25 protein-coding genes and 1 tRNA gene are annotated in these 26,222 nt (G+C 56.6%); 9 read left to right on the top strand and 17 right to left on the bottom strand.

Going from position 1 to position 26,222, the window contains the following annotated elements; translation table 11 throughout:
* Window position 1: 1 nt before the first annotated feature.
* From BLT38_RS08090 to BLT38_RS08080, 3 genes are all read right to left on the bottom strand, one after another.
* Window positions 2-1,081, bottom strand: coding sequence for an efflux RND transporter periplasmic adaptor subunit (locus BLT38_RS08090; RefSeq protein WP_083344708.1), 1,080 nt, complete (start codon window positions 1,079-1,081; stop codon window positions 2-4).
* Entirely contained in the window at window positions 1,078-2,334 is a 1,257-nt protein-coding gene (locus BLT38_RS08085) for a TolC family protein (RefSeq protein ID WP_083344707.1), read from the bottom strand. The genes BLT38_RS08090 and BLT38_RS08085 overlap by 4 nt, the downstream gene beginning before the upstream one ends.
* A gap of 81 nt (window positions 2,335-2,415) precedes the next feature.
* A complete protein-coding gene (locus tag BLT38_RS08080) occupies window positions 2,416-2,943 on the bottom strand; it encodes a hypothetical protein (protein ID WP_156785053.1) in 528 nt (175 codons plus the stop codon).
* A gap of 268 nt (window positions 2,944-3,211) precedes the next feature.
* Here BLT38_RS08080 and BLT38_RS08075 point away from each other — a divergent pair, with 268 nt between their 5' ends.
* Window positions 3,212-4,372, top strand: coding sequence for a glycosyltransferase (locus tag BLT38_RS08075; RefSeq protein WP_083344705.1), 1,161 nt, complete (start codon window positions 3,212-3,214; stop codon window positions 4,370-4,372).
* Here the strand turns inward: BLT38_RS08075 and thiS are convergent.
* From thiS to thiD, 3 genes are read right to left on the bottom strand one after another with little or no spacing between them, the layout of a single operon-like run.
* Window positions 4,369-4,593 carry a sulfur carrier protein ThiS gene (gene thiS / locus BLT38_RS08070; RefSeq protein WP_083344704.1) on the bottom strand — a complete coding sequence of 75 codons (225 nt, stop codon included), beginning with the start codon at window positions 4,591-4,593 and terminating at the stop codon, window positions 4,369-4,371. The two genes, BLT38_RS08075 and thiS, sit on opposite strands and share 4 nt — an antisense overlap.
* 28 nt (window positions 4,594-4,621) lie before the next feature.
* Window positions 4,622-4,963: a hypothetical protein gene (locus tag BLT38_RS08065; protein WP_083344703.1), complete on the bottom strand. Its 342-nt coding sequence runs from the start codon at window positions 4,961-4,963 to the stop codon at window positions 4,622-4,624.
* A 28-nt stretch (window positions 4,964-4,991) separates the two neighbouring features.
* The gene (thiD, locus tag BLT38_RS08060; protein WP_083344702.1) at window positions 4,992-5,810 is read right to left on the bottom strand and encodes a bifunctional hydroxymethylpyrimidine kinase/phosphomethylpyrimidine kinase; all 819 of its coding nucleotides are present in this window, start codon (window positions 5,808-5,810) and stop codon (window positions 4,992-4,994) included.
* A gap of 30 nt (window positions 5,811-5,840) precedes the next feature.
* Between thiD and pyrF the strand changes: the two genes are divergently transcribed.
* Window positions 5,841-6,545, top strand: coding sequence for an orotidine-5'-phosphate decarboxylase (gene pyrF, locus BLT38_RS08055; protein WP_083344701.1), 705 nt, complete (start codon window positions 5,841-5,843; stop codon window positions 6,543-6,545).
* A gap of 67 nt (window positions 6,546-6,612) precedes the next feature.
* Here the strand turns inward: pyrF and BLT38_RS08050 are convergent, their stop codons facing one another.
* The 5 genes from BLT38_RS08050 to BLT38_RS08030 form a co-directional block, all read right to left on the bottom strand.
* The gene (locus tag BLT38_RS08050) at window positions 6,613-6,792 is read right to left on the bottom strand and encodes a hypothetical protein (RefSeq protein WP_047487345.1); all 180 of its coding nucleotides are present in this window, start codon (window positions 6,790-6,792) and stop codon (window positions 6,613-6,615) included.
* Window positions 6,793-6,939: 147 nt separating this feature from the next.
* Window positions 6,940-8,052, bottom strand: a complete 1,113-nt coding sequence (locus BLT38_RS08045) for a DUF2845 domain-containing protein (protein ID WP_231966823.1) — start codon at window positions 8,050-8,052, stop codon at window positions 6,940-6,942.
* Window positions 8,053-8,134: 82 nt separating this feature from the next.
* On the bottom strand, window positions 8,135-9,142 hold the full coding sequence (locus tag BLT38_RS08040; protein WP_083344700.1) for a hypothetical protein: 1,008 nt from the start codon (window positions 9,140-9,142) through the stop codon (window positions 8,135-8,137).
* A 45-nt stretch (window positions 9,143-9,187) separates the two neighbouring features.
* Entirely contained in the window at window positions 9,188-10,027 is an 840-nt protein-coding gene (locus BLT38_RS08035; protein ID WP_083344699.1) for an acetyl-CoA carboxylase carboxyltransferase subunit alpha, read from the bottom strand.
* Window positions 10,028-10,081: 54 nt separating this feature from the next.
* Complete coding sequence (locus tag BLT38_RS08030) at window positions 10,082-10,495, bottom strand: DoxX family protein (RefSeq protein WP_083344698.1); 414 nt, start codon at window positions 10,493-10,495, stop codon at window positions 10,082-10,084.
* A gap of 119 nt (window positions 10,496-10,614) precedes the next feature.
* On the opposite strand from BLT38_RS08030, the gene BLT38_RS08025 reads away from it, so the two are divergent.
* On the top strand, window positions 10,615-11,187 hold the full coding sequence (locus BLT38_RS08025) for a DUF4136 domain-containing protein (protein ID WP_083344697.1): 573 nt from the start codon (window positions 10,615-10,617) through the stop codon (window positions 11,185-11,187).
* A gap of 51 nt (window positions 11,188-11,238) precedes the next feature.
* Here BLT38_RS08025 and dnaE read toward each other — a convergent pair whose 3' ends face one another.
* On the bottom strand, window positions 11,239-14,772 hold the full coding sequence (gene dnaE / locus BLT38_RS08020) for a DNA polymerase III subunit alpha (protein ID WP_083344696.1): 3,534 nt from the start codon (window positions 14,770-14,772) through the stop codon (window positions 11,239-11,241).
* A 57-nt stretch (window positions 14,773-14,829) separates the two neighbouring features.
* Window positions 14,830-16,014 (bottom strand): pyridoxal phosphate-dependent aminotransferase, encoded by a 1,185-nt coding sequence (locus BLT38_RS08015; protein WP_231966822.1) that lies wholly within the window; start codon window positions 16,012-16,014, stop codon window positions 14,830-14,832.
* Between BLT38_RS08015 and BLT38_RS08010 the strand changes: the two genes are divergently transcribed.
* Window positions 16,013-16,651 (top strand): HAD family hydrolase, encoded by a 639-nt coding sequence (locus BLT38_RS08010; protein ID WP_083344695.1) that lies wholly within the window; start codon window positions 16,013-16,015, stop codon window positions 16,649-16,651. The two genes, BLT38_RS08015 and BLT38_RS08010, sit on opposite strands and share 2 nt — an antisense overlap.
* 42 nt (window positions 16,652-16,693) lie before the next feature.
* On the opposite strand, the gene ribB is transcribed toward BLT38_RS08010, so the two are convergent.
* Both ribB and BLT38_RS08000 read right to left on the bottom strand, forming a co-directional pair.
* A complete protein-coding gene (gene ribB, locus BLT38_RS08005; RefSeq protein WP_083344694.1) occupies window positions 16,694-17,851 on the bottom strand; it encodes a 3,4-dihydroxy-2-butanone-4-phosphate synthase in 1,158 nt (385 codons plus the stop codon).
* A gap of 113 nt (window positions 17,852-17,964) precedes the next feature.
* Window positions 17,965-18,192, bottom strand: a complete 228-nt coding sequence (locus tag BLT38_RS08000; RefSeq protein WP_083344693.1) for a hypothetical protein — start codon at window positions 18,190-18,192, stop codon at window positions 17,965-17,967.
* A gap of 133 nt (window positions 18,193-18,325) precedes the next feature.
* Between BLT38_RS08000 and BLT38_RS07995 the strand changes: the two genes are divergently transcribed.
* The 3 genes from BLT38_RS07995 to BLT38_RS07985 all read left to right on the top strand — a co-directional run bounded on the left by BLT38_RS07995 (window position 18,326) and on the right by BLT38_RS07985 (window position 20,521).
* Complete coding sequence (locus BLT38_RS07995; protein ID WP_231966821.1) at window positions 18,326-19,768, top strand: sulfatase-like hydrolase/transferase; 1,443 nt, start codon at window positions 18,326-18,328, stop codon at window positions 19,766-19,768.
* A 65-nt stretch (window positions 19,769-19,833) separates the two neighbouring features.
* Window positions 19,834-19,920: transfer RNA gene (locus BLT38_RS07990), tRNA-Leu, on the top strand.
* A 70-nt stretch (window positions 19,921-19,990) separates the two neighbouring features.
* Window positions 19,991-20,521: a DUF4149 domain-containing protein gene (locus BLT38_RS07985; protein ID WP_083344692.1), complete on the top strand. Its 531-nt coding sequence runs from the start codon at window positions 19,991-19,993 to the stop codon at window positions 20,519-20,521.
* An 8-nt stretch (window positions 20,522-20,529) separates the two neighbouring features.
* On the opposite strand, the gene BLT38_RS07980 is transcribed toward BLT38_RS07985, so the two are convergent.
* Entirely contained in the window at window positions 20,530-20,874 is a 345-nt protein-coding gene (locus tag BLT38_RS07980; RefSeq protein ID WP_083344691.1) for a DMT family transporter, read from the bottom strand.
* Between the two features lie 25 nt (window positions 20,875-20,899).
* Window positions 20,900-22,060 carry a VWA domain-containing protein gene (locus BLT38_RS07975; protein WP_231966820.1) on the bottom strand — a complete coding sequence of 387 codons (1,161 nt, stop codon included), beginning with the start codon at window positions 22,058-22,060 and terminating at the stop codon, window positions 20,900-20,902.
* 123 nt (window positions 22,061-22,183) lie between these two features.
* On the opposite strand from BLT38_RS07975, the gene BLT38_RS07970 reads away from it, so the two are divergent.
* The gene (locus BLT38_RS07970) at window positions 22,184-23,974 is read left to right on the top strand and encodes a SpoIVB peptidase S55 (protein WP_231966819.1); all 1,791 of its coding nucleotides are present in this window, start codon (window positions 22,184-22,186) and stop codon (window positions 23,972-23,974) included.
* Window positions 23,975-24,106: 132 nt separating this feature from the next.
* Window positions 24,107-26,158, top strand: coding sequence for a fibronectin type III domain-containing protein (locus BLT38_RS07965; protein ID WP_231966818.1), 2,052 nt, complete (start codon window positions 24,107-24,109; stop codon window positions 26,156-26,158).
* Window positions 26,159-26,222: the final 64 nt, after the last annotated feature.

Here is a 26,222-nt window from a genome sequence, read left to right as displayed (position 1 = left end):
GTTAGTCTCCTGTCGCCGGTGCGCGCAGGAAGCTGGCACCCGTCTTCACGATGGTTTCGCCGCCCTGCAGACCGCTGAGGATCTCAACGTCGTCGCCGTGTGCAGCGCCCACCTTCACTTGTCGCAGATTGAACTTGCCATCTGCGCCCTTCACATAGACGCCAGTACTTTCACCATCGTGAATCACTGCGGTGTTTGGCACGACTACTGCGTTTTGCGATGGACGTGCAATCTTAAGACTCGCAAACATCGCGGGCTTCAGGCGATGGCCAGGGTTTGGCAGGACAACACGCGCACGCAAAGTGTGCGTTGTTGGATCGAAAGTATCGCCCACGTTGGCAACCCTGCCGTGGAACGTTTCGTTGGGATACGCCTGTACGGTGACATCAACGTTCTCTGATTGCTTGAGCAACGCGATGTCGCGTTCAAAGACTTCGCCGACGATCCAGACGGAGTCGAGATTTGCGATGGTGACAATGCCGTTCGTCGCGTTGTCCACCGATTTCTGCAACTCACCATTGGCCGTGCCTACATCGATCACAGTGCCGGAAATGGGGGAGGTGATGGGCGCAACATCTGACGTTCCGTTCTCACTAAACCCGAGCTCGTGCAGACGTTGGCGGGTGCGCTCCAACTCGGCATGGCCAGATGCCGCGGTAGCTTGCAGTTCGAGGTATGCGGCTTGCGAAAGAACTTCATGATCCAACAGGATTTTGCCGCGTGCTAATGCACGATCAGCACGATCCGATTCGGTCTTTGCCTTTTCGAAGTCAGAACGCGCGGAGGCAACATCGCCGCTCTGAAGCAGAGCAACAACCTGTCCTTTATGAACTTCTTGTCCCGCAACCACTTTCATTTCGACGATACGTCCTGACAGCGGCGGATAGATATGCACCGTCTGCGTGGGGTTCGCTTCGATATGCGCCGGCACCGCGAGCGAATCATTCAGCGTGGTGCTGCGCGCCGTGGTGGTGACGATGTTTGAGGCAGGAAGATCTGCCTCAGGAGTTTCTTTCTTCTTGCAGCCGGTCACCATTAAAGTGGCAGACAACAGCAGGGCGACGCTTCGCGTCCTCATCATGGATTCACCTCGGTCGCCGTAGCGTATGAGAGCTGGTGTAGCGCATTCTGCGCGTTGGCCTGCGCATTTAGCGCGGCAAGATTTGTCTGACGGTAGTCCTGCAATGCGGACAGATAGTCCAGCAGCGTGGCGTTTCCGTTGCGATAGGCGAATTGAATGTTGTCTCGGACGTGCGCGGCTTCCGCTAGATACTTCTGCTGGTAGCGCGCATTCTGCTGCACAGCCGCCTGGTACGCGGCATAAGACTGATCGACGTCGCTGATGACCTGATTGCGCGCTTGCTGAAGCAGCAGTCGGCTCGAGTCAGCCTCGCGGCGCGTACGTTCCTTCTCGCCCTGATTGCGATCGAAGATGCGCAACGGAATCTGCAGGTTCGCGCCTAGGGTGTTGGCTGTGCCGCTATGTTCATACTCCACACCGAACTGCGGATCGGTCTTACCCATGGCGTCGGCAAGGTGAATCGCGGCTTCGTTCGCGTTCACTTGACGCTGAGCCGCAACCAGATCCGGCCGGGCGGCCAGCGCTGCATTTTCCAGTTGCTCCACGGTGCTGCCAAGCGCGGGAAGATCGAGTGAACCGCTGATGTCGAAAGTCGAAAGTACCGACGGCTCGCCCAGCAGCACTTGCAGCTGTTCGCTGGCCTGCGTCAGATTTAGCTGCGCATTCGTCTGATCGTTTTCAAAACCAGCAAGTTGAAGTTCCACGCGCTCGAAATCGGTGCGGTCTACATCGCCAGCATCCAGACGAACCTTCATCAGGTCTACCGTCTTGTGGTAGTCAGCAAGATTATCGTTGGCAATCGTAAGCGCAAGCTTTGCTTGCAGCATTCCGGTGAACGCCTGCTTTACTGCGAGGTCAAGACCGCGCTTCTGGTCGTCAACCTGCGCAGAAGCAACGCCGGTGTTGGCCTTTGCAGCCGCAATGCGAAGGGAGCGTTTGCCACCGACTTCGAAAGTCCGCTGCAACCCAACCCCATAAAAGGGCGGCCCATTCGGGTCGTTATTGGACAGGCTCATCTGTGTGCCTTCTGCCACAAGGTTCGGATTCAGGCGAAGTCCAGCGGTGATTTCATTCGCTTGGATGGCGGATAGATGTGCCTGAGCACCCAGCAAGCCGGGGCTATGCAAACGCGCATAGTCCACTGCCTGCTGCAGTGTGAGAGGTTGTGGCGGGGCTGGAGGAGATGCCGCCACCTGTGCATACACTGCGGGATACAGCAAAACCAGTCCCGCAGACAGCAAGATTCGTTTCATAGATATATCGATTCCTCCGCGCTTAACAACGATTGCGGATGCTTCTACTTCCAGATGGGAAAAATGAGATTCGAAATGCTGCTACGCGATGCAGACAGAAGGAGGCGGGCGCGGCGACTGCGGGCGGATGGCAACAAGCTCATAAATCGGCCAGTCTTGACGCCGGCGAAACAGCGATTCCATCCGGCGCATGACAGCGCCAAATAACATTGCCAGAAGCAGGAAGGGAAGCAATGCGACAGCAACGGCGGCGCCTCCCGGACGTAATCCGGGAAAGATGTCTCCATCCGCCTGTTGCCAGGAAGTTTCCGCAGCCATTTTGGCGCGCTGAAGGTCGTCCGTCATGGACACAGCTGGAAACAGCACAATTGCCAGCAGCCCTACAACGCCAAGCGCCACAGGAAGCGAACACCGCAACATCCCTCGACGGTTGCACAGAACCGTGCAAGCGAAGAGGACGCTCACGACGGTAAACCACAACAGATTGAGTAGATGTTCCACTATGCGAATGATATCCGAGGAGGCACAAGCCGGTATGAGATTTTCCTGTAACAGCATCTCTGCGGTGACATACGTTTCGATGGCTCTACAGGTTTCGCGGCGGCGCAATGTTGGATGAGTCGTTTTCCGACGAGGGGCTCGTGCCTTGATGGATTGTGATAGCAATCGGGGGGGTCTTAGAAATACGCGAGCCTGGAAGTCTAGGTAAAAAAGCCGTTTACATATACTACGTCCGATAATGCATATTCTGTATAGTTGGCTTGCGTCCTAATGGCGGTGCGCGGCTTTCGGCCTCCCGGATCGCTACTCCTACCGTTCCCCGACCCCTTAGAACACTGCATCGCCGATAGCTCTGCTACCATCCGGTGAAGCCTGCATGCGAATTGTCCAAACAGTTTTTGGTGTCTTTCACCACTTTGATCTAGCTCGCGAACTTCATCGCCGAGGACATTTAGAGCGAATCTACTCCACCTGGCCCTGGCAGCGGATTCAACGTGAAGGCTTGCCGCACGACAAGGTTCGGACCTTTCCTTGGGTTCATACTCCCGAATTCCTGATGAAGCGTGCGGGCCTCCTACCGCGCCCCGTGGAAGATATAACCGGCTATCTGAATGCCTTAAGCTTCGACGAATACACGACTCGTACTTTGCCTGACTGTGATGCGCTAATTGGCATTTCGGGCTCGTCTTTGAAGGCTGGCCGTCTGCTGCAACAGCGTGGCGGAATGTTCTTTTGCGACCGCGGCTCGTCGCACCAGCGGTACCAGGAACAAATTGTCTCCGCTGAATTTCGGCGCTGGGGCGTCCATACACCGGTGAGCGACCCGCGCGATACAGCGCGTGAGGAAGAGATTTATGCCATGGCAGATGGCATTACGGTGCCATCCAGCTTCGCGGCGCGATCCTTCGTGGAGATGGGCATACCCGCTTCCAAAGTTCACACCATCCCCTACGGCGTGCGATTGGAACGCTTCCAGCCCACAGGCGACCCACCTAAAGATCGCCTGGAGATTCTTTTCGTCGGCAATGTGGGCTTACGCAAAGGTGTGCCCTACCTGCTGGAGGCCTTCGCGCGGTTACGTCACCCGAACAAACGGCTGCGTATAGTCGGCGGGATGAGCCGTGAGTTTCCGTCGGTGTTGGAGCGGTTACCTAAAGAGCACGTTGAATTCACAGGCATCCTTCCTCAGCAGCAGGTGGCAGAGATGATGAGTCGCAGTCATCTGCTAGTGTTGCCAAGCATTGAAGAAGGTCTGGCGTTGGTTCAAGGCCAGGCACTTGCGTGCGGATGCCCTGTCTTAGCCACCACAAATACTGGCGGCGAAGATTTGTTTCACGACGAAGTGGAAGGATTTATCGTCCCTATCCGCGACGTGGATGCGCTGACGAACCGAATGGAACGAATCGCGCAGGATCCTGCTTTACAGCAGCGATTGCGGGCCGCTGGACTGGAGCGGGTCAAGCATATCGGTGGATGGGAAACCTACGGAGATCGTTGGGAGACATTGCTGCAAAACAGTCTCGCTGGAAGGCGTTAGCACCCACCACCAACGAAATGAACCAGCTCAATCCTGTCACCAGTGATCAGATGCGTATCTGCCCATGTGGAGCGCGGCACAATGTCGCCATTGCGCTCTAATGCGACGCGATCTGCACGGAACCCAAGGAAAGCGATGAGTTCTGCAACCGTTGGCTGTTGGCCCAATTCGGTGAGGTGGCGTTCGCTCCCGTTGAGCGTAACAACAATCGGCTCCGACATGCTTTCAGCTTACCAAGCTGACGCTTGCCTAGCGAGTGGGGTTGGGCACGGAATGTAGGCGTCGGATCAGCGTACGCTGGAGGCGTTGCTGCCAGTTCATGACTTCTTCGCAATCCGAAAAAACAGCACGAGAACATGCCATGAGCATGTGAACCGCATTTGCATCGGCGGGCGAATCCCAAGTCTCGTAAAGCCGCGAATCCACCAGGTATTCAATGGCATGACTCAGGATTTCCAATGCGCGTCCTTGCGACGGTGACGGCCTGCGGCGTTCGGGCGAAGAACGCTGTGGCTGCTGCGATGGCAGCTTCGGTGCAAACTGGGGGCACGGAAGCATGGGGGCGGCGAGAATATTGGCAGCGCTAGACATGTCACTCTCATCGGCACGCAGCGATGATTTATGAGTGAGGTGCGTGTCGCAAAATAGGCCACAGCAGGTTCATGGGACCCCGTCCCCCGCCGCGCGGTGTTGCTGAACGCATGGCTTCCGTTACGAACGTTTTCGCCTTGCGCGCTGCATCGACTGCGGACGAGCCATGCAGTAAATGACAAAGCATTGAAGAAGAAAATGCGCATCCAGTTCCGTGCGTTGCGCGTGTCTCAATACGCTCTCCACTCAATCGTGTCCAAACGCCATCAGCCAAGACAAGATCGTCAGGCTTTTCTCGATCTCCTCCGGTCACAACGACGGCGCACCCGAACCGCTGCGCAAGTTGTTCTGCGGCGGATTGAATTCCGGCGTCATCATCACACGACGAATCAGTCAGGAGCTCAAGTTCCCCAACATTGGGCGTAATAACCTGCACCAGAGGCAGGAGTTCGTCTCGCAGCAGCCGCAGGCCATCCACGTCCAGTAGCGGCGCACCAGAGGATGAGCGGATGACTGGGTCGAGAACAACCGCCGGTGGCTTCCCTTCGTAGCTGCTGAGATAGCGAACAACCTCGGCTACCTGCTCCGCCCCGCCTAACATGCCGATCTTGATACCGTCCGCTGGCAGATCTGCATGCAACGTTTCTAGCGTTTCGCGTAAGAACAAAGCATTTACTGGCTCGACCCTCCGCACGCCCAATGTTGATTGAACAGTGAGGGCGCTGATAGCAGATATGCCGAAAACATCATGTGCGGCGAATACCTGCAGGTCTGCAGTAATCCCTGCACCAGACGACGGATCAAAACCCGCAATGGTAAGGGCCGTCTTCTGTGGCAGAGTATTCATCCTTTTCAGGATAGCCGCTACACTGAAGGCATGAAGCCAGCCGATCACCTCATTGTGGCCCTTGATTTCCCGAATCGCACGCAAGCGTTGGATATGGTCGAACGACTCAACGGCCAAATCCGCTGGTTCAAGGTCGGTTTGGAACTGTATCTGGCGGAAGGTCTCTCCATCGTGGAAGCGATTCGTGCCCGTGGGCATGAGGTGTTTCTGGATCTAAAACTTCACGATATTCCGAATACGGTTGCGGGTGCGGTGCGCTCCGCCGCCGCGAGTGGCGCTGGATTACTGACACTGCACGCATCGGGCGGGCCCGCCATGCTTGCAGCAGCTAGACGTGCTGCCGACGAACTGGACTATGCGCCTCGCCTGCTCGCGGTTACCGTATTGACGAGCATGGACAAGCATCAACTAACGGCCACCGGTATTGATGCGTCGCCTGCAAGCCAAGTGCTTTTGCTGGGCGAGATGGCCACGGCTGCGGGCATTGATGGTCTGGTCTGCTCTCCAGAAGAGGTTGGGATTCTTCGTGTCAGCAAAGCCAAGGATGCGCTGCTAGTGGTGCCGGGTATCCGACCAGCAGACACAACGTTGGCAGATGATCAGAGCCGCATTGCTACGCCGGGCGATGCGATTCGCCGGGGTGCGAGCATGCTGGTGGTAGGCCGCCCCATCACCAAAGCGGCTGATCCTGCAGCAGCGGCAGCAGCCATCCTAAAAGAAATTGAGACGGCCTAGCCCACGATCCAAAAACAGAAAAGCCCGGTGAGAACCGGGCTTTTACCTTCTGTGTTCAAGCGCTTGTTTAGAGACGCTCGAAGAAGTCACACGCAGAGCAGGAGATATACATGCCGCCCGGAGTGCCGCGATCGCGGTCCTTCACGCGCTTCACGATACGGGTCGGCTTGCCGCACTTCGGGCAATCCGTGCTCTTGGTGGTGTCCATCGCCTTCTTGCGATCACCGGTCTTGGCAATCTTCGCCATGGGTAGTTCCCTTCACTTTGGCGTCTTCCTTACGCCGGAAAATGTGATTCGCGAGTGGTCCCGACTGACAATGAGTCGGTCTGCGGGCAGCCACGTGGAGATCGCAGGCCCTGTCGCGCAACTTTTTCATTCTATCTCAGCAGGAAGCTATTGCAGATGAGGCGCATCATTCACTGCAACCTTATCTGCTTTGGGTTTTGCGGGAGTCGGAGCAGTCTGATCCGCAGGCCTCTCAGAAGGAAGTCGTAAGGAAGGACCCTTTGGCTTGGATTCCGTTTCCTCACTTCCCGCCTTTGCATCGCCGAGCGATACTTCATGCGTAAGGGCGGGGTCGCGATATCCTGCAAGCTCTTCCTTATCATGCACTTCAATCGGCTTGCCGAGCGCAGCCAGTTTCATCAGGACGACGCGGTCACCACGGAAACGTACGAATCGAATCGATTGCGGTGTTTTACCGTAAATCCATTCCTCAAAGACTTCTCCGTCGCTGCTTTCCGCGGCACGCTCACGCAGTTTGCTGTCCGGCTGTCCCAGCGATGCCAGCACCATGCGCCTATTCATCCCGACTAAAACTTCGTGTTCGAGGATGGCGTTGCGGATGGGATCAGGAAGCGTATCCGCGTAAGCCTGCTCTGAAGTCTTCAAGCCAAAGTCCAGAAGAGGTTCCAACAGCGCCTTCACTTCTGCTGCGGATACACGCGGGGTTTTACCTTCGAATAACAACGTGATGCGCGTTCCCGTGGGCCGTTCACCCATGACGCCGTCGCCCGCCAGCGGTACGTCGTTGATGGAGATATGGCGCAAGAAACGATGCGACAGATAGGGGCCGCCGTTGATATCGATGTCAATGCGATCTCCGAGGATGTTGATGTCGGTGACCATGATGCGATCGCCTGCAGCCGCGCTCATGCCGTCTTTAAACATGCGCTTTTTCAGGCTGTCGTTGTCGACCGTGAGGCGTCCGTTTGCATGGAGAACCAGCCCCGGCGCACCCAGTGGCAACGAGCGGTGTGCGAATCCCTGCTCCATCAGCAGCATGCGCACAAGTTCCCGCTTGCCCCCAATGTCCATGGGGTCTTGCGTGTATTCAACGCGCGTGGGCTTGAAGTCTCGAAGTGGGTCGCCCACTGAAGTGTCCGGACCAACCACAAACACATCTCGCTGCGGTAGCGGTCCCACGGTTTGTGTCTGTTGCGCAAAAAGAGCGCAACTGCTCGCGGCAGTGATACCAAGCAAGACGGCGGCAATTCTGTGACGCATGACGCGGCACCCCGATGACACGCACTCTAGACCTAATACATGCCAATATGCAAGTCCGGTGCGCCGGGTGGTCTAAAAAGAGCTACGCGGGGTCACTACGTTCGTTATAGGGAGCCTGTGGCGTTTGCAATCCGCCAATCTGAATCAGTGGCGCAGCAGCTGCCTGGCGCTTCTCCTCGCGGAGATGTTCTGCCGGCGGCGCTACATCCATCGGATGTCCAGCACCCTCAAGCGGCTGCCATGTGTAATGCCAGGCGTAGTCCTTGGTGAGGCGAAACGCTCCCACGAGCGCGACGATCAGAACCAGAACTGTAATCAGGGATGCTTCGGGTCCAAACGGGCCACCAGTAAACCAGATGGGGCCCTCCGCACCGCTTTGAACCACTCCGAAGGTGACCGGTGTATATGGTGAGCTGGAACCGAACAGTATCTGCAGCACAATGGACCAACCGAGCTGAACACCCAGCGAAAACCAGAGGGCACGTGTCCGCAGAAACCCTACCACGAAAATCGATGCGGCGAGCACCATAACCGGTAGCGTTCTTCCCTGAGATGCAGTGCCGGTGATGGCCAGCATGGTTACAACGAAGATGACCGCTGCAGCAGCCCAGCCAGGACTCGAAGCCTTGACCAGCATACGGAGCGGCAAACCAGAGAGCACCAGTTGCACCACCAGCGCAAATGCGGTCAGAACAGCGATGCTCAACAACGTCCGCAGCAGTGTTTGTCCATCGAAAGAAAACTGCATGGACAGATTGCCTGTCAGAAGCGCTGGCAGGACCAACGCAATCGCAATGCCCCACCCCAGCGCAATGCCGCGCCCAAACTCTCCTTCGATACCTGGTCTGCGTACAAATCCCAGACTGCTGAGCGGTCGCAGGTCAGGCACCCAGAATCGTGCCATGGCATAGAACCCGCCAAGCATCAGAAGCGCAGCAATCACCTCGCGTGCAAAATCGGCCCATATCACTGGCACAAGCTGCGACAATTCGCTTGCAGAAAGCAGCGAAAGCACGGTCCATGCGGCTGACAAAAGAAATGTCGCCGCTGGACGTGATGGTTTGTGCAGAGAGTGTTTTGCAAATGGCATCCGTACGCCTTCCCAGAGGGGTTCCGGTATTAGACGAAGGCAGCCTCAGGCCGTCGCGTAAAACGCAGCAATATTGCGGAACTTGTTGTAGCGTGCTGCAAGTAGTTCGTCCACCGATTGAGACCGCAGTTCCGCGTAATTCTTCTCCAGCGCTTCACGGACCAACGCAATCGCTTCGTCCTGGTTCGCTTGTGCGCCACCTGCGGGCTCGGCAATCACACCATCCACGCAGCCCAGTCGCGAGACGTCTGGAGCGGTGTACTTCAAGGCTTCCGCTGCTTGCTGCCGCTTAGAGGCGTCCTTCCACATGATGGAAGCGCATCCTTCGGGGGAGATGACGGAATAGATCGCGTTCTCCAACATCAGCACGCGGTCCGCAACGGCCAGAGCAAGCGCTCCACCTGAGCCACCTTCACCGGTAATGACAGTGATCGTCGGAACGCGTAGTCGAGACATCTCGATCAGATTGCGGGCAATTGCTTCGCCCTGCCCGCGTTCTTCTGCGCCCAGACCGGGATAGGCACCGGCAAGGTCAAGGAAGCTGAACACAGGTTTGCCAAACTTCTCAGCAATCTTCATGGCGCGCAGAGCCTTGCGATAGCCCTCCGGTTCCGGAGAACCGAAGCGATACTGCATGCGCTCCTTTACGTTGCGGCCTTTGCGATTGCAGACGACCAGAACTTCATCACCGTTAAAGCGAGCCATACCGGTAAACATCGCCGCATCGTCGCCAAAGCTGCGGTCACCGTGGATTTCGCTCTGATCGGTAAAGATCGCGTCAATGAAGTTCATGGGATGGAGGCGCTGCGGGTCCCGTGCTACCTCAGTCTTACGCCACGCCTCCGGCACTGGAGCGGCAACGGGCTTTGCTTCAATCTCTGCCATCAGGGTCTTATCCAAACGCCCGCAAGGGCTCCTGCCGATTATACCGGCTGCTTCTCACTTGCGGCGCGACAGCAAACCATCTACTGAAAAGGTATTTGCCTCCACCAACCACAGCATGGCAAAGAAGATAAAGCTGTACATCAATTGCGTGCCTGCCCCATTCCAGTTCTGAACGGACGTTGTGCCAAAGGTCAGCGCCACCATCAATAGAGCACCCGAGGCCAGGGCGAACCGCGTGAACAGGCCCAGGATGATTAACAATCCAACCGTCAGTTCGATCCATGGAATGCAGTAGCCGAAGCTCAGCGTCAACACGTGTGGCAACGGCCCCTTGTCCATTCCCTGCGCCATCCCACTCGCGAAGTTGCCTACACCGCTGAGAATGCGGAAAAAGCCATGGCCAAAGATGTTCATTCCAAGAGCCAGACGCATGATCGCGTACGCAACTGCTTTATGGTCACGCAACATTCGGATTCCCTCTTCTTTGTGAGACGAAGACCTATGCTATTTCAGATGCGCGGTGGCGTGATTCTTCAACACCCATAAGGACATAACGCGCGTCCTAACCATTATGGAGGTGTTTGCCCATGAGCAGACCCGCATGGATACTTCGTTTTGCTCTTTCGTTTGCATTAGCTGGATCATTGAGCTTTGCCGTGGCTCAGGATGTCCGCACAGACTATGACCACGACGCGAACTTTCAGCAGTACCACACCTTCTCTGTGTATCGCGTTCATGCTTCCGATGGCATCGTTGAGAAGCGACTGCGGAGCAATATCGTTGCCTCTCTGACGGAACGCGGATTCCGTGAAGTGCCGCAAGGTGGCGATCTTGCCGTTACTGCGATTGGCGGAGTCCGCAATCGTCAGGAGTACACCACGTTCTATAACGGCTTTGGTCCCGGCTGGGGTTATGGAGGCTGGGGCGGATGGTATGGCTGGGGGCGCTGGGGCGGTGGAGGGCCAGCCACGACAACGGTCTACAACATTCCCGTAGGAACCCTTGCTGTGGACGTGTATGACGCACGGACACATCAGTTGATCTTTCGCGGAACGGCTGTCGATGATCTTTCAAAGAACCCTGATAAGAACGCAAAGAAGGGTGAGAAAGCCGTAGACAAAATCTTCGACAAGATGCCAGATGTTCACAAAGTTCGTTAAAGCGACAGAATGGGGCACAGCAATTCATGCCGTGCCCCATTTCTCTTTTGGTTAGTTAATAACCTTAACGGCTCCTGCGCCGATCAGGTCTTCTACCTGATCAATGAAAAGCCTGTCTGCGCAAACACTGAATCCTTGCGGCTCTAGTACAGCACAGAACTCTCCAGGCTCTTCCAGATCAAGCAGCAGCTTGCCCGGTCCCGGACGTTCCTGAAACAGCGTCGCCAGCTTCTCCAGCAACGCCGCGTCAGGGTGATGCAATGGCACCCGGATACGGAGCGCTTCCGGCAACTTGATCTGCACATCCTCCAACGCCGTAATTCCAGTCAGAGAGAGCTTTGGGGCTGAGTCTTCTTCGCCACGTAAGGAACCGCGCACCAGCACTGGGACATCGATCTTCAGCTTCTCCTGAAGTTTCTCGTAGTCCTTGGGGAACGCGATCAGATCAATCTTGCCAACGGTATCTTCCAAAATGGCCGAAGCGTACATTTCACCACTGCGCTTGCTCTTTGCCACCTTCAGACCGGAGATCACACCCGCAATCTGAATTTCATTCTGCGGTTCGCGCTGGCCACGTTGAAACACCACAGGCTCGGGCTTCATTTCGCAGGCTGTTGCTGTATCGAGAACACCCTTGATGTTGCGCAGCTTCTCGCGATACTTATCCATCGGATGACCGCTGACGAAGAAGCCGAGCACTTCCTTCTCGTTCTGAAGCCGCTCATGCTCATCCCACTCAGGCACCTTCGGCAGATCGTCGTCTGGAGCAGCGGTAGCATCGCCAAATGGTGATGCATCGAACAAGCCAAACAGACCGCTTTGTCCGCTAGCTGCGTCACGCTGCGACTTCTGCGCACGCTCCATCGCTTTGTCCACTGCTGCAAATACGCGAGCACGAGGGCCGAAGCTATCCATGGCGCCAGCCTTAATCAGCGATTCAAGCACACGCTTGTTCAGTAGACGAAGCTCTACCTGTTCGCAGAAATCCCACAGCGAGCTGAACCCCGACTTCCCTTCCTGCTTCAGCTTGTTTCGCGAACTAACGATGGTTTCAATGGCATTGCCACCGACATTCTTAATGGCTGCCAGTCCGAACCGAATTGCGTCACCGCTTGGCGTGAAATTCGCATCGGAGATTTGGACATCCGGCGGCAATACAGTGATGCCCATTTCGCGGCATTCCTGAATGTATTTCACTACGTTTTCAGGCTTGGAAGTTTCGCTGGTCAGGAGCGCTGCCATGAACTCAACCGGGTAGTGCGTCTTCAGATAAGCCGTGTGATAGGCAAGCAATGCATACGCTGATGAGTGTGACTTGTTGAAGCCGTATCCCGCGAACTGCAGGATCAGATCAAACAGCGCGCCAGCTTTTTCCTTCGGGTGCTTACGTTCGGCAGCGCCCTTCATGAAGATGTCTTTCTGCTCCGCCATCGCCGCAGGGTCTTTCTTCCCCATTGCTCGACGCAGCAGATCAGCCCCACCGAGCGAGTAGCCGGCGATGACTGACGAGATCTGCATAACCTGTTCCTGGTAGACGATGACTCCCAGCGTCTCCTTCAGAAGCGGTTCCAGACCATCCAGCAGATACTCAACAGGGCGACGACCCCACTTGCGTTCGATGAAGTCATCGATCATGCCGCCCTGAATTGGGCCAGGACGATACAGCGCGTTGAGAGCGGTTAGATCTTCTACTGTCGTTGGCTTATAGCGGCGCAGAACGTCACGCATACCACCCGATTCGAACTGGAAGACACCACTGGTCAGCGCCTTATGGAAGACCTTTTCGTACGTTGGCTCATCATCCAGCGGAATCTTATCCATCTCGACGGTGTCGCCACGATTGCTCTTGATCAGCTTCAGGCAGTCGTCGATGACGGTAAGAGTGGTGAGCCCAAGAAAGTCCATCTTGAGCAGCCCCATCTTTTCGACAGCCTTCATGTCATACGCGGTGACCAGATCGTCGGTCTTAGTCAGCGTGACAGGAACGAGCTCTGTCAAAGGTTGCGGCGCAATCACAACACCGGCAGCATGAACACCAGCGCCACGCACCAGTCCTTCAAGCCGCAAAGCGTTGTCGATGATCTCTCGAACCTGCGGATTGCTCTCGTACGCCTGTGCTAGCGGCGGCGAATCCTTCAATGCTTGATCAATGGTGATGCCGATGGTGGCGGGGATCATCTTCGCGATGCGATCCACTTCACCGTAAGGCATTTCAAGCGCGCGGCCGACGTCCTTGATGGCGGCCTTTGCAGCCATCGTGTTGAACGTAATGATCTGCGCTACCTGATCAGCACCGTACTTACGCTTCACATACTCGATGACTTCGCCACGACGATTCATGCAGAAGTCGATATCAATATCCGGCATGCTGATACGTTCTGGATTCAGGAATCGCTCGAACAGCAGTTCGTTCTGCAACGGATCAACGTCCGTAATCTCCATCACGTATGCGACGAGAGAACCTGCAGCCGAACCACGGCCCGGACCTACGGGGATGTTCTGCTCCTTCGCATAGCGAATAAAGTCCCACACGATCATGAAGTAGCCGGGGAACTTCATGCTCTTGATGGTGTCAATCTCGCGGTTCAGGCGCGCTTCATAGTCTGCAATTTCGTAGCGCAGCAGACCACGGGAGCGCAGATGTGCCACCGCTGTATCGAGACGCTTCTTCATGCCTTCGCGGCAAACGTGTTCGAAGTAATCTTCAAGATCCATTCCGTCTGGTGTGGGGAAACGAGGGAATGGATTCTTGACCTTTGTCAGCTTTACATTGCAGCGGTCGACAAACTGATTCGTTCGATCGCAAACCTCTTCATGGCCTTGGAAGGTGCGATACATCTCCTCTGCGGACTTGATATAGAACTCTTGCGTGTCGAACTTGAAACGGTTCGGATCATTCATCGAACCGGCTGTCTGCACGCAGAGCAAAATCTCGTGAGCGCGGCTGTCGTCGCCCGCAACATAATGCGCATCATTCGTGGCGATCAGAGGGATATCGAGATCCTTCTCCATGCGATACAGCGCTTCGCAAACGCCTTTGTCGGGCTCCAGATTGTGATCCTGGATTTCAAGGAAAAAGTTGTTCTTGCCGAACATGTCCTGGAACATGCCCGCGGACTTCTTGGCCTCTTCATACTTGCCAGCCATCAGGTGCTGATTCACTTCACCTGCAAGGCATCCGCTGAATGCGATAAGACCTTCCGTGTGCTTCGACAGAAACTCTTTCGAGACGCGCGGCTTGCGATAGAAACCATGTACTGCGGCTTCGCTCGTCAGACGAACAAGGTTGCGATAACCTTCATCATTCTCTGCGATCAACAGGAAGTGGTTGTAACCGCCGCTCATCTCGCGGTGATCCGCAGTCTGCGACAGATATAGCTCACAACCGATGATGGGCTTGATGCCCTTCTTCTCCATTGCTGCGGCAAAGTGCACAGCACCATAGATGTTGCCGTGATCGGTCATCGCGGCGGCCTTCTGGCCCAGTTTGCTCAGGTGCGAGGCGAGCTTATCAACGTCGCAAGCGCCGTCCAGCAGGCTGTAATCGGTGTGAAGGTGGAGATGGGTAAATTCGCGATCCGCCATAGTTTGATTCTAGGACTTGAAGCATGTGGTACGAGGCTGCGGAAAACGAGGTACAAATTAGAGCAGTTGCAACATCCGCTGCAGACCCTCAGCAAATTGCGCAGGATTACCCAGGAGACTGACTACCAGCCAGCCTTTCGAGGGAAAGCCGTAGAACGAACCCGGATGCACGGCTACATGCGCCTGGTCCAATAGGCTGATCGCCAGGGCAACGTCGTCCATAACGGCGGGTACTCGCAATACAACACACCATCCGCCTTCCACCCTGAGTCGACTGACCACAGTCCCACGAATGAGGTTATCCAACGCGATAAGATTCGCCGTTACACGCTCCAATATCTGCTGCTGAATCTGAGCGCGTACGGACAGCCATGCGGGAAGTGCGGCCTGCACTGGTGTGGCTACAGAAAGGAACGTATCTGTGATGATCTCCAACCGCTGCAATGCATTTGTAACCTCCTGATCGGATCCGCAAACAACCGTCCATGCCAATTTCATCTGCGGCAGTGCAAGCAGCTTGCTCAGTCCTCCCATAACAAACGTCAGCACAGGTGCATCCGCTTTGGCGAAACTGGGTGCAGAATCTTCAACGCTGTAGTCCAGAAAAACTTCGTCGACGATGAGCGGAAGTCCGTATCTCTGCGCTACATCGTCCAGTACGGCACGATCCATCCCGCTACAGTAGTGACCTGTTGGATTGTTCGGATGGATTGCAATGATTGCCCGCGTGCGTTCCGTTACCGCTGCTTCCAGAGAGGCGGGATCGATCTGCCAGCCATCGTGATAAACGAGCGGGTACTTAATGAGCTCCACGTCATGCAAACGTGCCAACAGATCAAACAAGGGATAACTCGGCGAAGGTACGAGAATCGCATCCCCCGGTTCGCACAGGAGCTTAAAGAGAAAGCCGTACGCCTCGCTCGTGCTTGCGGTCAGAAGGATACGTTCTGCATCAATACCGCTATATAAACCGGCAACAGCGATGCGCGCTGACAGCATGCCGAGCGCGTTCGCATCGTAATGAAGCGACGCCTCGCTGGCTAGTGTGTTGAGAGGAATAGCGGAATAGTCGAAGCGACACCTTGTCGGGTTTGAGACTGTTAGGTCAATAAATTCTGAATGCTGCTTTGCGCGCTGCAGAGCGTCCCCAAAGGGCGACAATTCATAGCCAAACTCTGTGCGCGAGGCAAAGTGCATAGCACTCATGCTATCGAAAGGGCTTGCATCTACAATCAACCGCATGCCTCAGATTCGTGCAGTCCTCTTCGACTTCGGAAAAGTTTTGACTCTTGCTCCTGATCCGCGTGTATGGGAACAGATGCGGACTATCTCGCACTTATCCGAAGAGGAACTCCACGACGGCTATTGGAAATACCGTGATGACTATGACGCAGGAATCCTTACAGGTGATGAGTACTGGAGGTTGATCGCTGGCGAATCCATCTCAGCCGATGTGCTTCGTGATTTAAAGGCTGCTGACGTCGCACTTTGGACGCAGATGAATCAACCCATGCTGCAATGGGTGGCTGCCCTGCACCAGCACGGTTTCCGTACAGGCATTCTCTCCAACATGCCAGACGCAATGGCCGAGGGCATCGTCGCGCAGTTCGATTGGATTGCGAATTTCCATCACACGGTGTGGTCTTACGCATTGAAGTTGCGAAAGCCACAGCCGGAGATTTACGCCGTCGCGGCAGAAGGGCTGAAGACCCCGCCTGCAGACATCCTCTTCATCGACGACAAGCCGGAAAATACCGAAGCTGCGGAGGCATTCGGGATGCAGGCCATTGTCTACGAAAATCACGATGATTTCATTGCGGAGATGCGCTCGCGTGGCTTCAGCTATCTTCTCGAGCCAGAAAGCATCGTTTCCGCATAGCGCTAACTATGCGAAGAGGTCGCGAGCACGAATTCCTTTGGATTAGGCAGTCTTGACGACTTCACCCATCGGGATTTGCTCTGTAATCTCAACGCCGAATCCCTGCAATGCTGGAACGTGCGTGGGGCGCGACACAAGCAAGCGCAACCGATGAATACCCAGATCGGAGAGGATCTGACCACCAATACCGGTGTGACGCAGCGTTTGGGTCTGGTCCTTCCCGCGTGTCACACCATCACGGTGCAGGACCATACGTGGAGGCGTTATTGTACGGTCGATACCGAAGCCTCGACTGCCGTTGTGCAGATAGACCAGCGCGCCTCGTCCCTCTTCTCCAATGCGACGCAAGGCCGTTTCAATGCTCTGCTTGCAATCACATCTGTCATGGCAGAAAACGCCGCCGGCCAGGCAATGCGTGTGCACGCGAACCAGTGGTGCTTCCGCGCCACCAGCAGCCGTCACATCTCCCATAACCAGCGCAAGATGGCTTTCGCCCTCTTCCACGTCGCTTGCATACGCGATCGTGCGGAACTCACCCCAGGGAGTGTTCAGCAGCGTCTCTGCCTCGCGATGGATGTAGCGCTCATGCTGCAAACGGTAGCGGATCAATTCCGCGACCGTCAGCATTGCCATATCGTGCTCTCGGCAGAACGTAATCAGATCCGGAACGCGCGCCATGGTGCCGTCTTCATTCATGATTTCGCAGATGACACCCGCAGGAATCAATCCCGACATGCGCGCCAGGTCAACGGACGCCTCCGTCTGCCCTGCGCGGACCAGCACGCCGCCTTTGCGTGCACGTAAGGGAAACACGTGACCGGGACGCGCGAGATCAGCAGCGGTACTCCCCGGATTCACAGCAGTAAGAATCGTATGCGCACGATCTGCGGCGGAAATTCCTGTCGTGACACCTTCGCGTGCTTCAATGCTTTCCGTAAACGCCGTACCAAAACGCGAGGTGTTTTCGCTCGCCATGGGCAGCAGACGCAGATAATCTGCGCGCTCCTCGGTCAGCGTCAGGCAGATCAGGCCACGGCCATACTTCGCCATGAAGTTGATCGCTTCAGGAGTGACGTGTTCCGCAGCAAGGGTCAGATCGCCCTCGTTTTCGCGGTCTTCATCGTCCACCACAACGATCATCTTCCCTGCGGCAAACTGTCGCAGCGCTTCCGGCACATCAACAAACGGGCTCTCAGGCATACGCCTCCAGTGTAGTCTTCCCTTCTGTCGGATGCTTCACGGAAAGAAAGGCTTCGAAAAAGCAAAGGGGCTTTGTCCGAAGACAAAGCCCCTTGATTCCTGATTTGAATTGCTTACAAGGTGGACTCGATCTCAAATCCCCACGCTTCCAACAGCGCCTCGGGAATATACTTCGAGTTCTTGTTACGGCGGGCCCACTCACGCAACCGCGTGGACCGGACATACTGATCCGGGGTCAGCTTGTATTCCTTCACAATCAGCTCAAACGATGTCACCGTCGGGACGACCGGCCCAATCGGCTCCGGCTTGCCCCAGTTCGGATTGCCACGACGCTTTGCCATGCACGCTCCCTCACGTCAATTCGTAGACCGCTGCTCAGCGCATTTCGCGAACCCGCAGTCAACACCTTAGTATACCTCGATTTTGGCCTTATTCCAAGTCGAAGCACCCTCCCACCAGCTGCGGCAGGCTAAGATGGCTACCGAGAATAAGGAGTGCCGATTGGATCGCCGGGATTTTCTTCGTAAAAGTGGAATCGCAGCCGCCGCACTGACCGCCAGCAGCGAAATACCAGCCCAGCAGCCTCCCCGCCGCAGGCCGAATATCATCCTGTACCTTTCAGACCAGTTTCGCTGGGATTTTGTGGGGGCAAACGGTGCCAATAGCTCCACTCGGACGCCCAATCTGGATGCCATGGCGCGTCGTGGGACCAATTTCACCCACGCCATCACCAATCAGCCGGTCTGCGCGCCCTCGCGCTCAGTTCTGTTCACCAGTCGCTACGCCACGGAAACCGGCGTATGGCAAAACGGCCCAGGAATGCGGCAGGACCTCCCCACCCTGGCTGGCGAACTACGAAAAGCTGGCTACACCGCGAATCTGATTGGGAAATGGCATCTTGCACCCGGAAATCCCCAGCAAGGTGGCCCAGGAGCTGTTGCCCCGGCATGGCGAGGTGGTTTTGACGACCTGTGGGAGGGCGCAAATGCCCTGGAGCACACCAGTCATCCCTACGAAGGCACCCTCTATGATCGCGACGGCAAGGAGATCACCTACAAAGACCGCTACCGCGTGGACTTCCTGACCGATCGCGCTGAACAGTTTCTGCGCCAAAAGCATGACAAGCCCTTCTTCCTCTTTGTCTCGCAACTGGAACCGCATCAGCAGAACGATTTGAATCGCATGGTCGGCCCCAAGGGCTCTGCCGAACGCTTCATCAACGCCCACGTCCCTCCTGATCTACGCGCCTTTCCTGGCGACTGGCACCAGCAGTTGCCGGACTATTACGGTGCTTGCGAAAGCATCGATGCGTCCGTGGGGCGGCTGCACAACGTGCTGAAGGAAACCGGGCAGGATGAGGACACCATCTTCATCTTCTTCTCTGATCACGGTTGCCACTTCATGACGCGCAACACCGAGTACAAACGCTCCACGCACAACAGCAGCATCCGTGTGCCCATGCTCATCGACGGCCCAGGCTTCAATGGAGCTCAACAGATCAGCCAGTTAGTGGGCATCATCGACCTGGCTCCCACACTGCTGAAGGCTGCAGGCGTTCCGGTTCCCTCGTCATGGAAGGGCCACAGTTTTCTTCCGTTGCTGCAGGATGGAAACGCGCGTACTGCATGGCCGGACCAACAACTGGTGCAGATCAGCGAATCCATGACCGCACGCGCCTTGCGCACGCAGGACTGGACCTATTGCGTGGCCGATATCTCCGGTGCCAAGAACGCCGCAAGCCCGCAATACATGGAATGGCAAATGTACGACCAGCGCAATGATCCGCACGAGTTGGTGAATCTTGCCGGGCGCAAGGAGTCTCGCGAAAAGGCGAAGGAACTGAAAGCGCTCCTCATAGAACACATGAAATACGCGGGTGAAAGCGCCGAGATAAAAGATGCGACGCTGTACCACTAACGCCATCACAGCGGCTCAGTCCTTCCACACCACAACGGCGCGACGGACTCTACAATAGACATCAAGCCCGGATGGTGAAATCGGCAGACACAGCGGACTTAAAATCCGCAGACCGTAAGGTCGTGGGGGTTCAAGTCCCCCTCCGGGCACCACGTATCAACCAACCAAAGCGCCAAATCCCATAAACAACGCCGCTCTCTAAGCCACAAGTACACTGGCAATATGATCATCGCCGCGCGCATTTTTCGTCTGCTGGCTCTCGCTGTCTGGCTTGGTGGAATCGTCTATTTCGGAGCAGTCGTAGCGCCCGGTGCAGCCGCTATCTTTGGCACGACGGAACGATTCGCCGACTTCATTGGCCGCTCCATCCTGATGCTGCACATGATCGGTATCTATTGCGGCATCGTCATGCTCGTCGCATTGCGTTTCTTGAACAATCGCGCTTTCAAACCGCTATGGCAGGGCATTCTTATCCTGCTCATGCTGGTGCTTACGTTTGTCTCGAACCGGGCCATTGTTCTGCCCATGGAACATGACCGTGCACTCGCTGGCGGCAATATCAGCATCCTGCTTCCGGACTCTCCACTGCGCAAGGACTTCGACGCGCGTCACCAGTGGTCGACACGTGTGGAAAGCACGGTGCTCTTCCTCGGCATCGGACTTGCAGTGCTCATTGGTTGCGAAGCTGGTCTGCGTGAACGCATCACCACAGCGCCGCCCAAGCGTGTCTTCGACCTGGACGACGAAGAATAATCGCCGTTTTAGTGTGCCTGCGACTTTGAAAAGATCTGGATGACCAACACGCCGGAGCAGATCAGAACAATGCCAAGCACTGCGGGAGCATCCAAGCGTTCGCGATAGACCAGCCATCCCAAGAGCGAAATCAGCGTAATGCCAACGCCAGACCAGATGGCATACACCACTCCCACGGGCATGGTCCGAAGTGCAATGGTCATGGAATAGAACGCAATGGCGTAACCGATCACAACGATGACGGAAGGCCACAACCGCGTGAAACCTTGTGAGGCCTTGAGTGCAGTGGTCGCAGAAGTCTCTGCGCCGATCGCAACCGCAAGAGCAAGCAGACTGGCAGTACGTGGAACCATGCTGCCAGTCTAGCTGTTGCCTCCATTACTCCACTGGCATGCGCGAACGGTATCCATCACGCGCCATCACGGAGTACTTCAGCTTCTTGTTCTTCTCATCCACCATCGTCAGCGGTTGACCTTCACGATCCACCAGTTCCACCTTGATCTTCCGGTACGTTCCATCCTGTGCCGTGTTGGTAGGGTGATACGTCAACACATACTGGTTGCGGATGGAGTTATTGATGGAAGCGAAGACCTCGGGAAACGCACCCTGAAAAATCGGGAAATAGCTCTGCCCGCCTGTCATCGCAGACATGGTTTTCATCTGGTTATCTGCCTGCAGATAATCCATGCGCGCGATCGCACCCATACCTCCGCGCGAATCCGACAACTCACGCGCCAGTCCGCCGGTACTTACGGTGTAGATCGTAATGTCCTTGGATTCGCGAACCTTCTTGTAAATCTGATCCAGATTCAACTTTGAAAAAGTGTCGCGTCCGCTGGAAACCAAGATGATGTATTTGCGCCCTTCAATACGGCTCAAACGGTCCAGCGTTTCCGACAATGCATCGAACTCGTTCGTATCGCTGAAGCCCGGAATAGTCAGCGATTGCAACGCTTCCGCCGTCAGTTGCTTGTCCTGCGTAAAGTCCGTCAGGATGTGAGTCTTCAGGTCGTACGTGACCACGGCAACGTAATCTTCCGGCTTCAACTGTCTAAAGAACACGTACGAAGCCTGCTGCATATCGCGAATGAATGCCCAGCTATTCGCAGCAAACTCCAGCAACATGACCGCAGTAATCGGCTTCTGCTGCATTCGAAGATCGGTCAGCTTTTGCGGCACACCATCTTCCGTGACACGGAAGTTTTCCGCCTTTAGCCCCGGTACAAACTGCCCCGTCTTCTGCAGCTGGACACTGACATCCACCGTGACCACCGGCACATCCACGCGGATGGAGTAGTTTTCCAGTTCCTTCGGATTCTTTACCTTCTCCTGATCCGGAGCAGGCGGTGGTGGTTCGTCTTCCTGTGCGTTAGCACGCTTTTTCTTCAGAATGACGGGAGTGTCTTGCTGCTGCGGCCCGGCATCGTCGGTCTGCGCGGGCGTAGCGGGCTTGGTCTGGGTCTGCTGTGCCATGGCTGCTACTGGCAGCAGCATCGTCGCGGCAACCATTGCGGCCAGTGTGTGCTTCGTTCTGCTCAAGACTTCGTCTCCCGGATCCGTTGGCGGTATCCCCTAGCCTAAACCCGCCGCGTCACGTCCATCACGTGTATGGCAATAAGGCGAAACTTGGCACAGGGTACGCTTGGCCCTACTCTGGTAGACGTGATTCTTCCCCGAAAGGCTACGCTGGCAACGGCTGCACTGGCTGCCGTTTTGCCGTTGGCGAACGCTGCGGCACAAAACGCCGCGCAGCCGCCCCTGCACGCCGATCCGTTCCCTCTCTCAGAGGTTCACCGCGGCCTCCACGGTACTGCCTGGACCGTCTTTGAAGGGACCGACCCCGAACCCATGGACGTCGAGATTCTGGGCCGTCTAAAGGACGCTATCGGCCCAGGCCAGGACATGATCCTCGCACGCCTCCACGGCGCCAAGCCGGAGTTTACCGGCGTCGTCGCAGGCATGAGTGGCTCGCCGGTGTACATCGACGGCAAACTCCTCGGAGCGCTGGCCTTCCGTATCGGCCAGTTCAGCAAAGAACCTATCTGCGGCATTACACCCATCGGCAGCATGTTCCAGGTGCGCGATCTGCCTACGCTCGCGCCGCCTGCGATTGCCACGCCGTTGAGCAAAGCCTCTGTTGGCGAAACCAGTCCGGAAATTCACGCCATCGACACGCCGTTGGTCTTCAGCGGATTCTCGCAGGACACCATCACCAGATACGCCGATAACTTCCGCAACCTCGGGCTTGAACCTGTTAGCGGCATCGGTTCCGCGTCTCCGGATACCCACCAGCCGCAACCCATCGTTCCGGGTTCCGCAGTCTCCGCGATCATGGCGCGCGGCGACCTTAACGTAGCCGCCACCTGCACGGTCACTTACGTCGATGAGAAGCAGCTCCTTGCCTGCGGCCATCCCATGACGCAGTACGGCAACATTTCCATTCCCATGACGAAGTCGGAGGTGATCGCCACACTCGCCTCCCCGATGAACGCCTTCAAGATCGTCAACTCTACGGAGACCGTCGGTTCGTTTACGCAGGACCGCGCCAACGCCGTGGCTGGAACATTCGGTCGAACCGCGCGTATGATCCCTGTCGCTGTCGACATTACACCGGAACCTGGCAGCGGCCTTCCTGCGCAATCGCTGCACTTTGAAGTGTTGGACAACCGCCAGCTCACACCGCAGGTGATGCTTGCCGCCGTGTATCAATCGCTCAACCAGAACAACACCGCGGCGAACCAAATGAGCCTTCGCCTCACTGGCGACATTGCGCTTGAAGATGCCGATGGTCGCCCAGGCACGGTGCACCTCACCAGTACTTTTGCCGCTTCTGACAATCAACCCGCTGCACAGCTTGCCACCGTTTCCTTTGCGCAGAAGTTTCTCGCTGTTTTCGGCAACGATCTCGCACAACCCAAAATCACCAGTGTTCAGCTCCACGCTGTTGCTGTGCCTCGCCGCGAATCCGCGGAACTGGAAACCGCGCGCCTCAGCACCAACGAAGCACAGCCAGGCGACACCATTCAGGTGGAAGCCACTATCCGGCCCTTCCAGCGTGAATCTCGCGTGGTGCGCATCCCCATCACCTTGCCGACGACGCTGACACCCGGCCCGCTGCGTATCTTCGTTAGCGACGGCCCTTCGCTTGACCGCCTGCTTACGCCGCCACCCGCTGCAGGCAGCGTGAATCTGGGCTTGCAGGATACGGTCGCGCAACTTAACCGCACCCATAGCAACGACCGACTCTACGTCACACTTCTTGACCACCAGACGCAGGCCGTTACCGCCGCAGCCGCGTTGCCGTCGCTGCCACCTTCCATTGCCAACGTGTTGCAACCCATGCGCGGCACACGTCAGATCACTTTCACCTCTGAGACCGCCGCCGAAGCCGGTTCCGCACCTGCGGAAGCCCAACTCTCCGGCGCGGAAGTTCTCACCATTCGAATCCGTTAGAGGCACGCCATCCGACACGCCGCCGCCATTCTGCTCGCCACCACCGCTCTCACTGCAACGGCACAAGGCACTCGCCAGTGGACGGAAAGCCGCTACGACGAATTCGAGCGTGGCACTCCGACGAATGTCGCCATGCGGAACGACGGCCGCCTGGAACCAGCACCCGCACTTCGCAACATCGCTGCAACACCAGCAACGTTCCTGTGGTCACTCGCTGCCACTGGCTCTGATCTTTATGCCGGAACCGGAGCTCCTTCGGGCGGATCACAGCTTCTAAAGATCGATCCGAAAGGTGCAGTCACCACTGCTGCATCGTTCAAAGAATTGAATGTGCAGGCCGCCCTTGCGTTGGCCGATGACAGCATCCTCGCCGCAACGTCGCCTGATGGCAAGGTCTATCGCGTCACGCCCGGCAACACCACACCACAAGTCGTTTTCGACCCGACACAAACAACGGAGAAGCCTAAGTATCTCTGGTCACTTGCACTGGCAAAGAATGGCGATCTACTCATTGCCGCCGGTGCCCCCGCAACCATCTTCCGAGTACCATTGCAATCATCAAATGCGAAGCCACAACTTCTCTTTCGCAGCGGCGACCAGCACATCCGCTCACTCGCAGTAGCCCCGGACGGCACGATCTACGCGGGTTCGGACGGCGCGGGCCTCATCTATCGCATCTCGCCCGAAGGCAAGCCCTTCGCACTGTACGCTGCGCCTAAACACGAGATCACCTCGCTGGCGCTCGACGCCGCTGGAAACCTCTACGCAGCAGCCGTTGGCGATCGCAAACCGCCTGCATTGCCACCGCTTCCTGCATCTGGTCAGCCAGCCGCTGGCATGGCCATTACGATTCTTCAGCCCGGCTCGGCCATCTCCGCGACAAATAACTCCATCGTTCCCGATGGCTCTGAAATCTATCGCATCGCTTCGGACGGCACGCCACTGCGCCTCGTCTCGCTTCAGCAGGATGTGGTCTACGCCTTGTCTGTTCGCAACAACATGCTCTTTGCAGCCACGGGCAATCGCGGTCGTGTGTATCGGATCGACACCGCGCAGGCCAACACGTACACAGACATCGCTCATACCGAAGCTAGCCAGGTAACTGCCATCGCGCAGACAGCTTCCGGGCTCGCCCTGGCCACGGCGAATAGCGGCAAAATCCTGCAGGTGTCCGATATTGTTGCGGCCAATTCCACCTTCGTCTCGGATGTATTCGACGCCTCTACCACCACACGTTTTGGTCGTGTAGAAACCGAAGGGAGTACCTCTGGTATTGATCTCTTCGTCCGTTCAGGCAACGTCGAAAATGCGCACGATTCCCTCGCGCATCTCTGGTCGGACTGGACGCCCGTCAAGCCAGAGCAGACGCCACTTCCCATCCCTGCCGCGCGTTACGTGCAGTGGAAGGCGGTCCTGCACCCTGGCACTCAACTCCGCTCGGTTGCTGTGAACTATCTCCAGCGCAATTTGCCACCGCAGATCGACGACATCGCAGTGCAACCCGGCGCTCGTGTACCCAACTCCACAGGGGCAACATCCGCTGGCGGCGGCAGTATTGCTGTCGGCTTCAAGGGAGCACCGTCCGCAGCTCCATCACTCTCCATTGCCGAAACGGGCGCACCGCCCATTATCGCGACACGCGACCGCAACGCCGTTACCGCACGCTGGCTCGCGCACGATCCCAATAACGATCCGCTGACCTTTACGGTGGAATACCGCGACGTCCGCGATACAAACTGGCACATACTGAAGACCGACATCCGCGAACGCGTGTACAGTTTCGACTCCTCGCTGCTACCTGATGGCAACTACGAGCTCCGCGTTACAGCTACAGATGCTGCCGCACACACCACGGCTGATGCCCTCACAGGCCAGCGCATCTCTGACACCTTCACGCTGGACACCACGCCGCCTGTTCCCGGCCCTCTGACAGCCTCGGTGGCAAATGGCAAGCTGCATGCGGCCTTTGAAGCGACAGACGCCACCAGCCCAATCGCTCGCGCGGAATACTCGCTCGACGCGGGCGAGTGGGAATATATGGAACCCATGGGTGGGCTCAGCGATAGCCTCACCGAACACTACGATCTGACACTCCCAGTAACAGGCGCGGGCGAACACACAATAGCCATCCGCCTCGCTGACCGAGCCGGAAACGCCACCAGCGTAAAGGCCATCGCAAAGTAAGTTTCCTGAACGCAAAACACAAGGGCACGGTTAACCCGTGCCCTTGTGTTTTCTTGCTGAAGGT

Source organism: Terriglobus roseus (assembly GCF_900102185.1).
Classification (GTDB): Bacteria; Acidobacteriota; Terriglobia; order Terriglobales; family Acidobacteriaceae; genus Terriglobus; species Terriglobus roseus_A.
The sequence above is the reverse complement of the archived record's forward strand: the minus strand, read 5'-3'. Positions and strand labels throughout refer to the sequence as shown.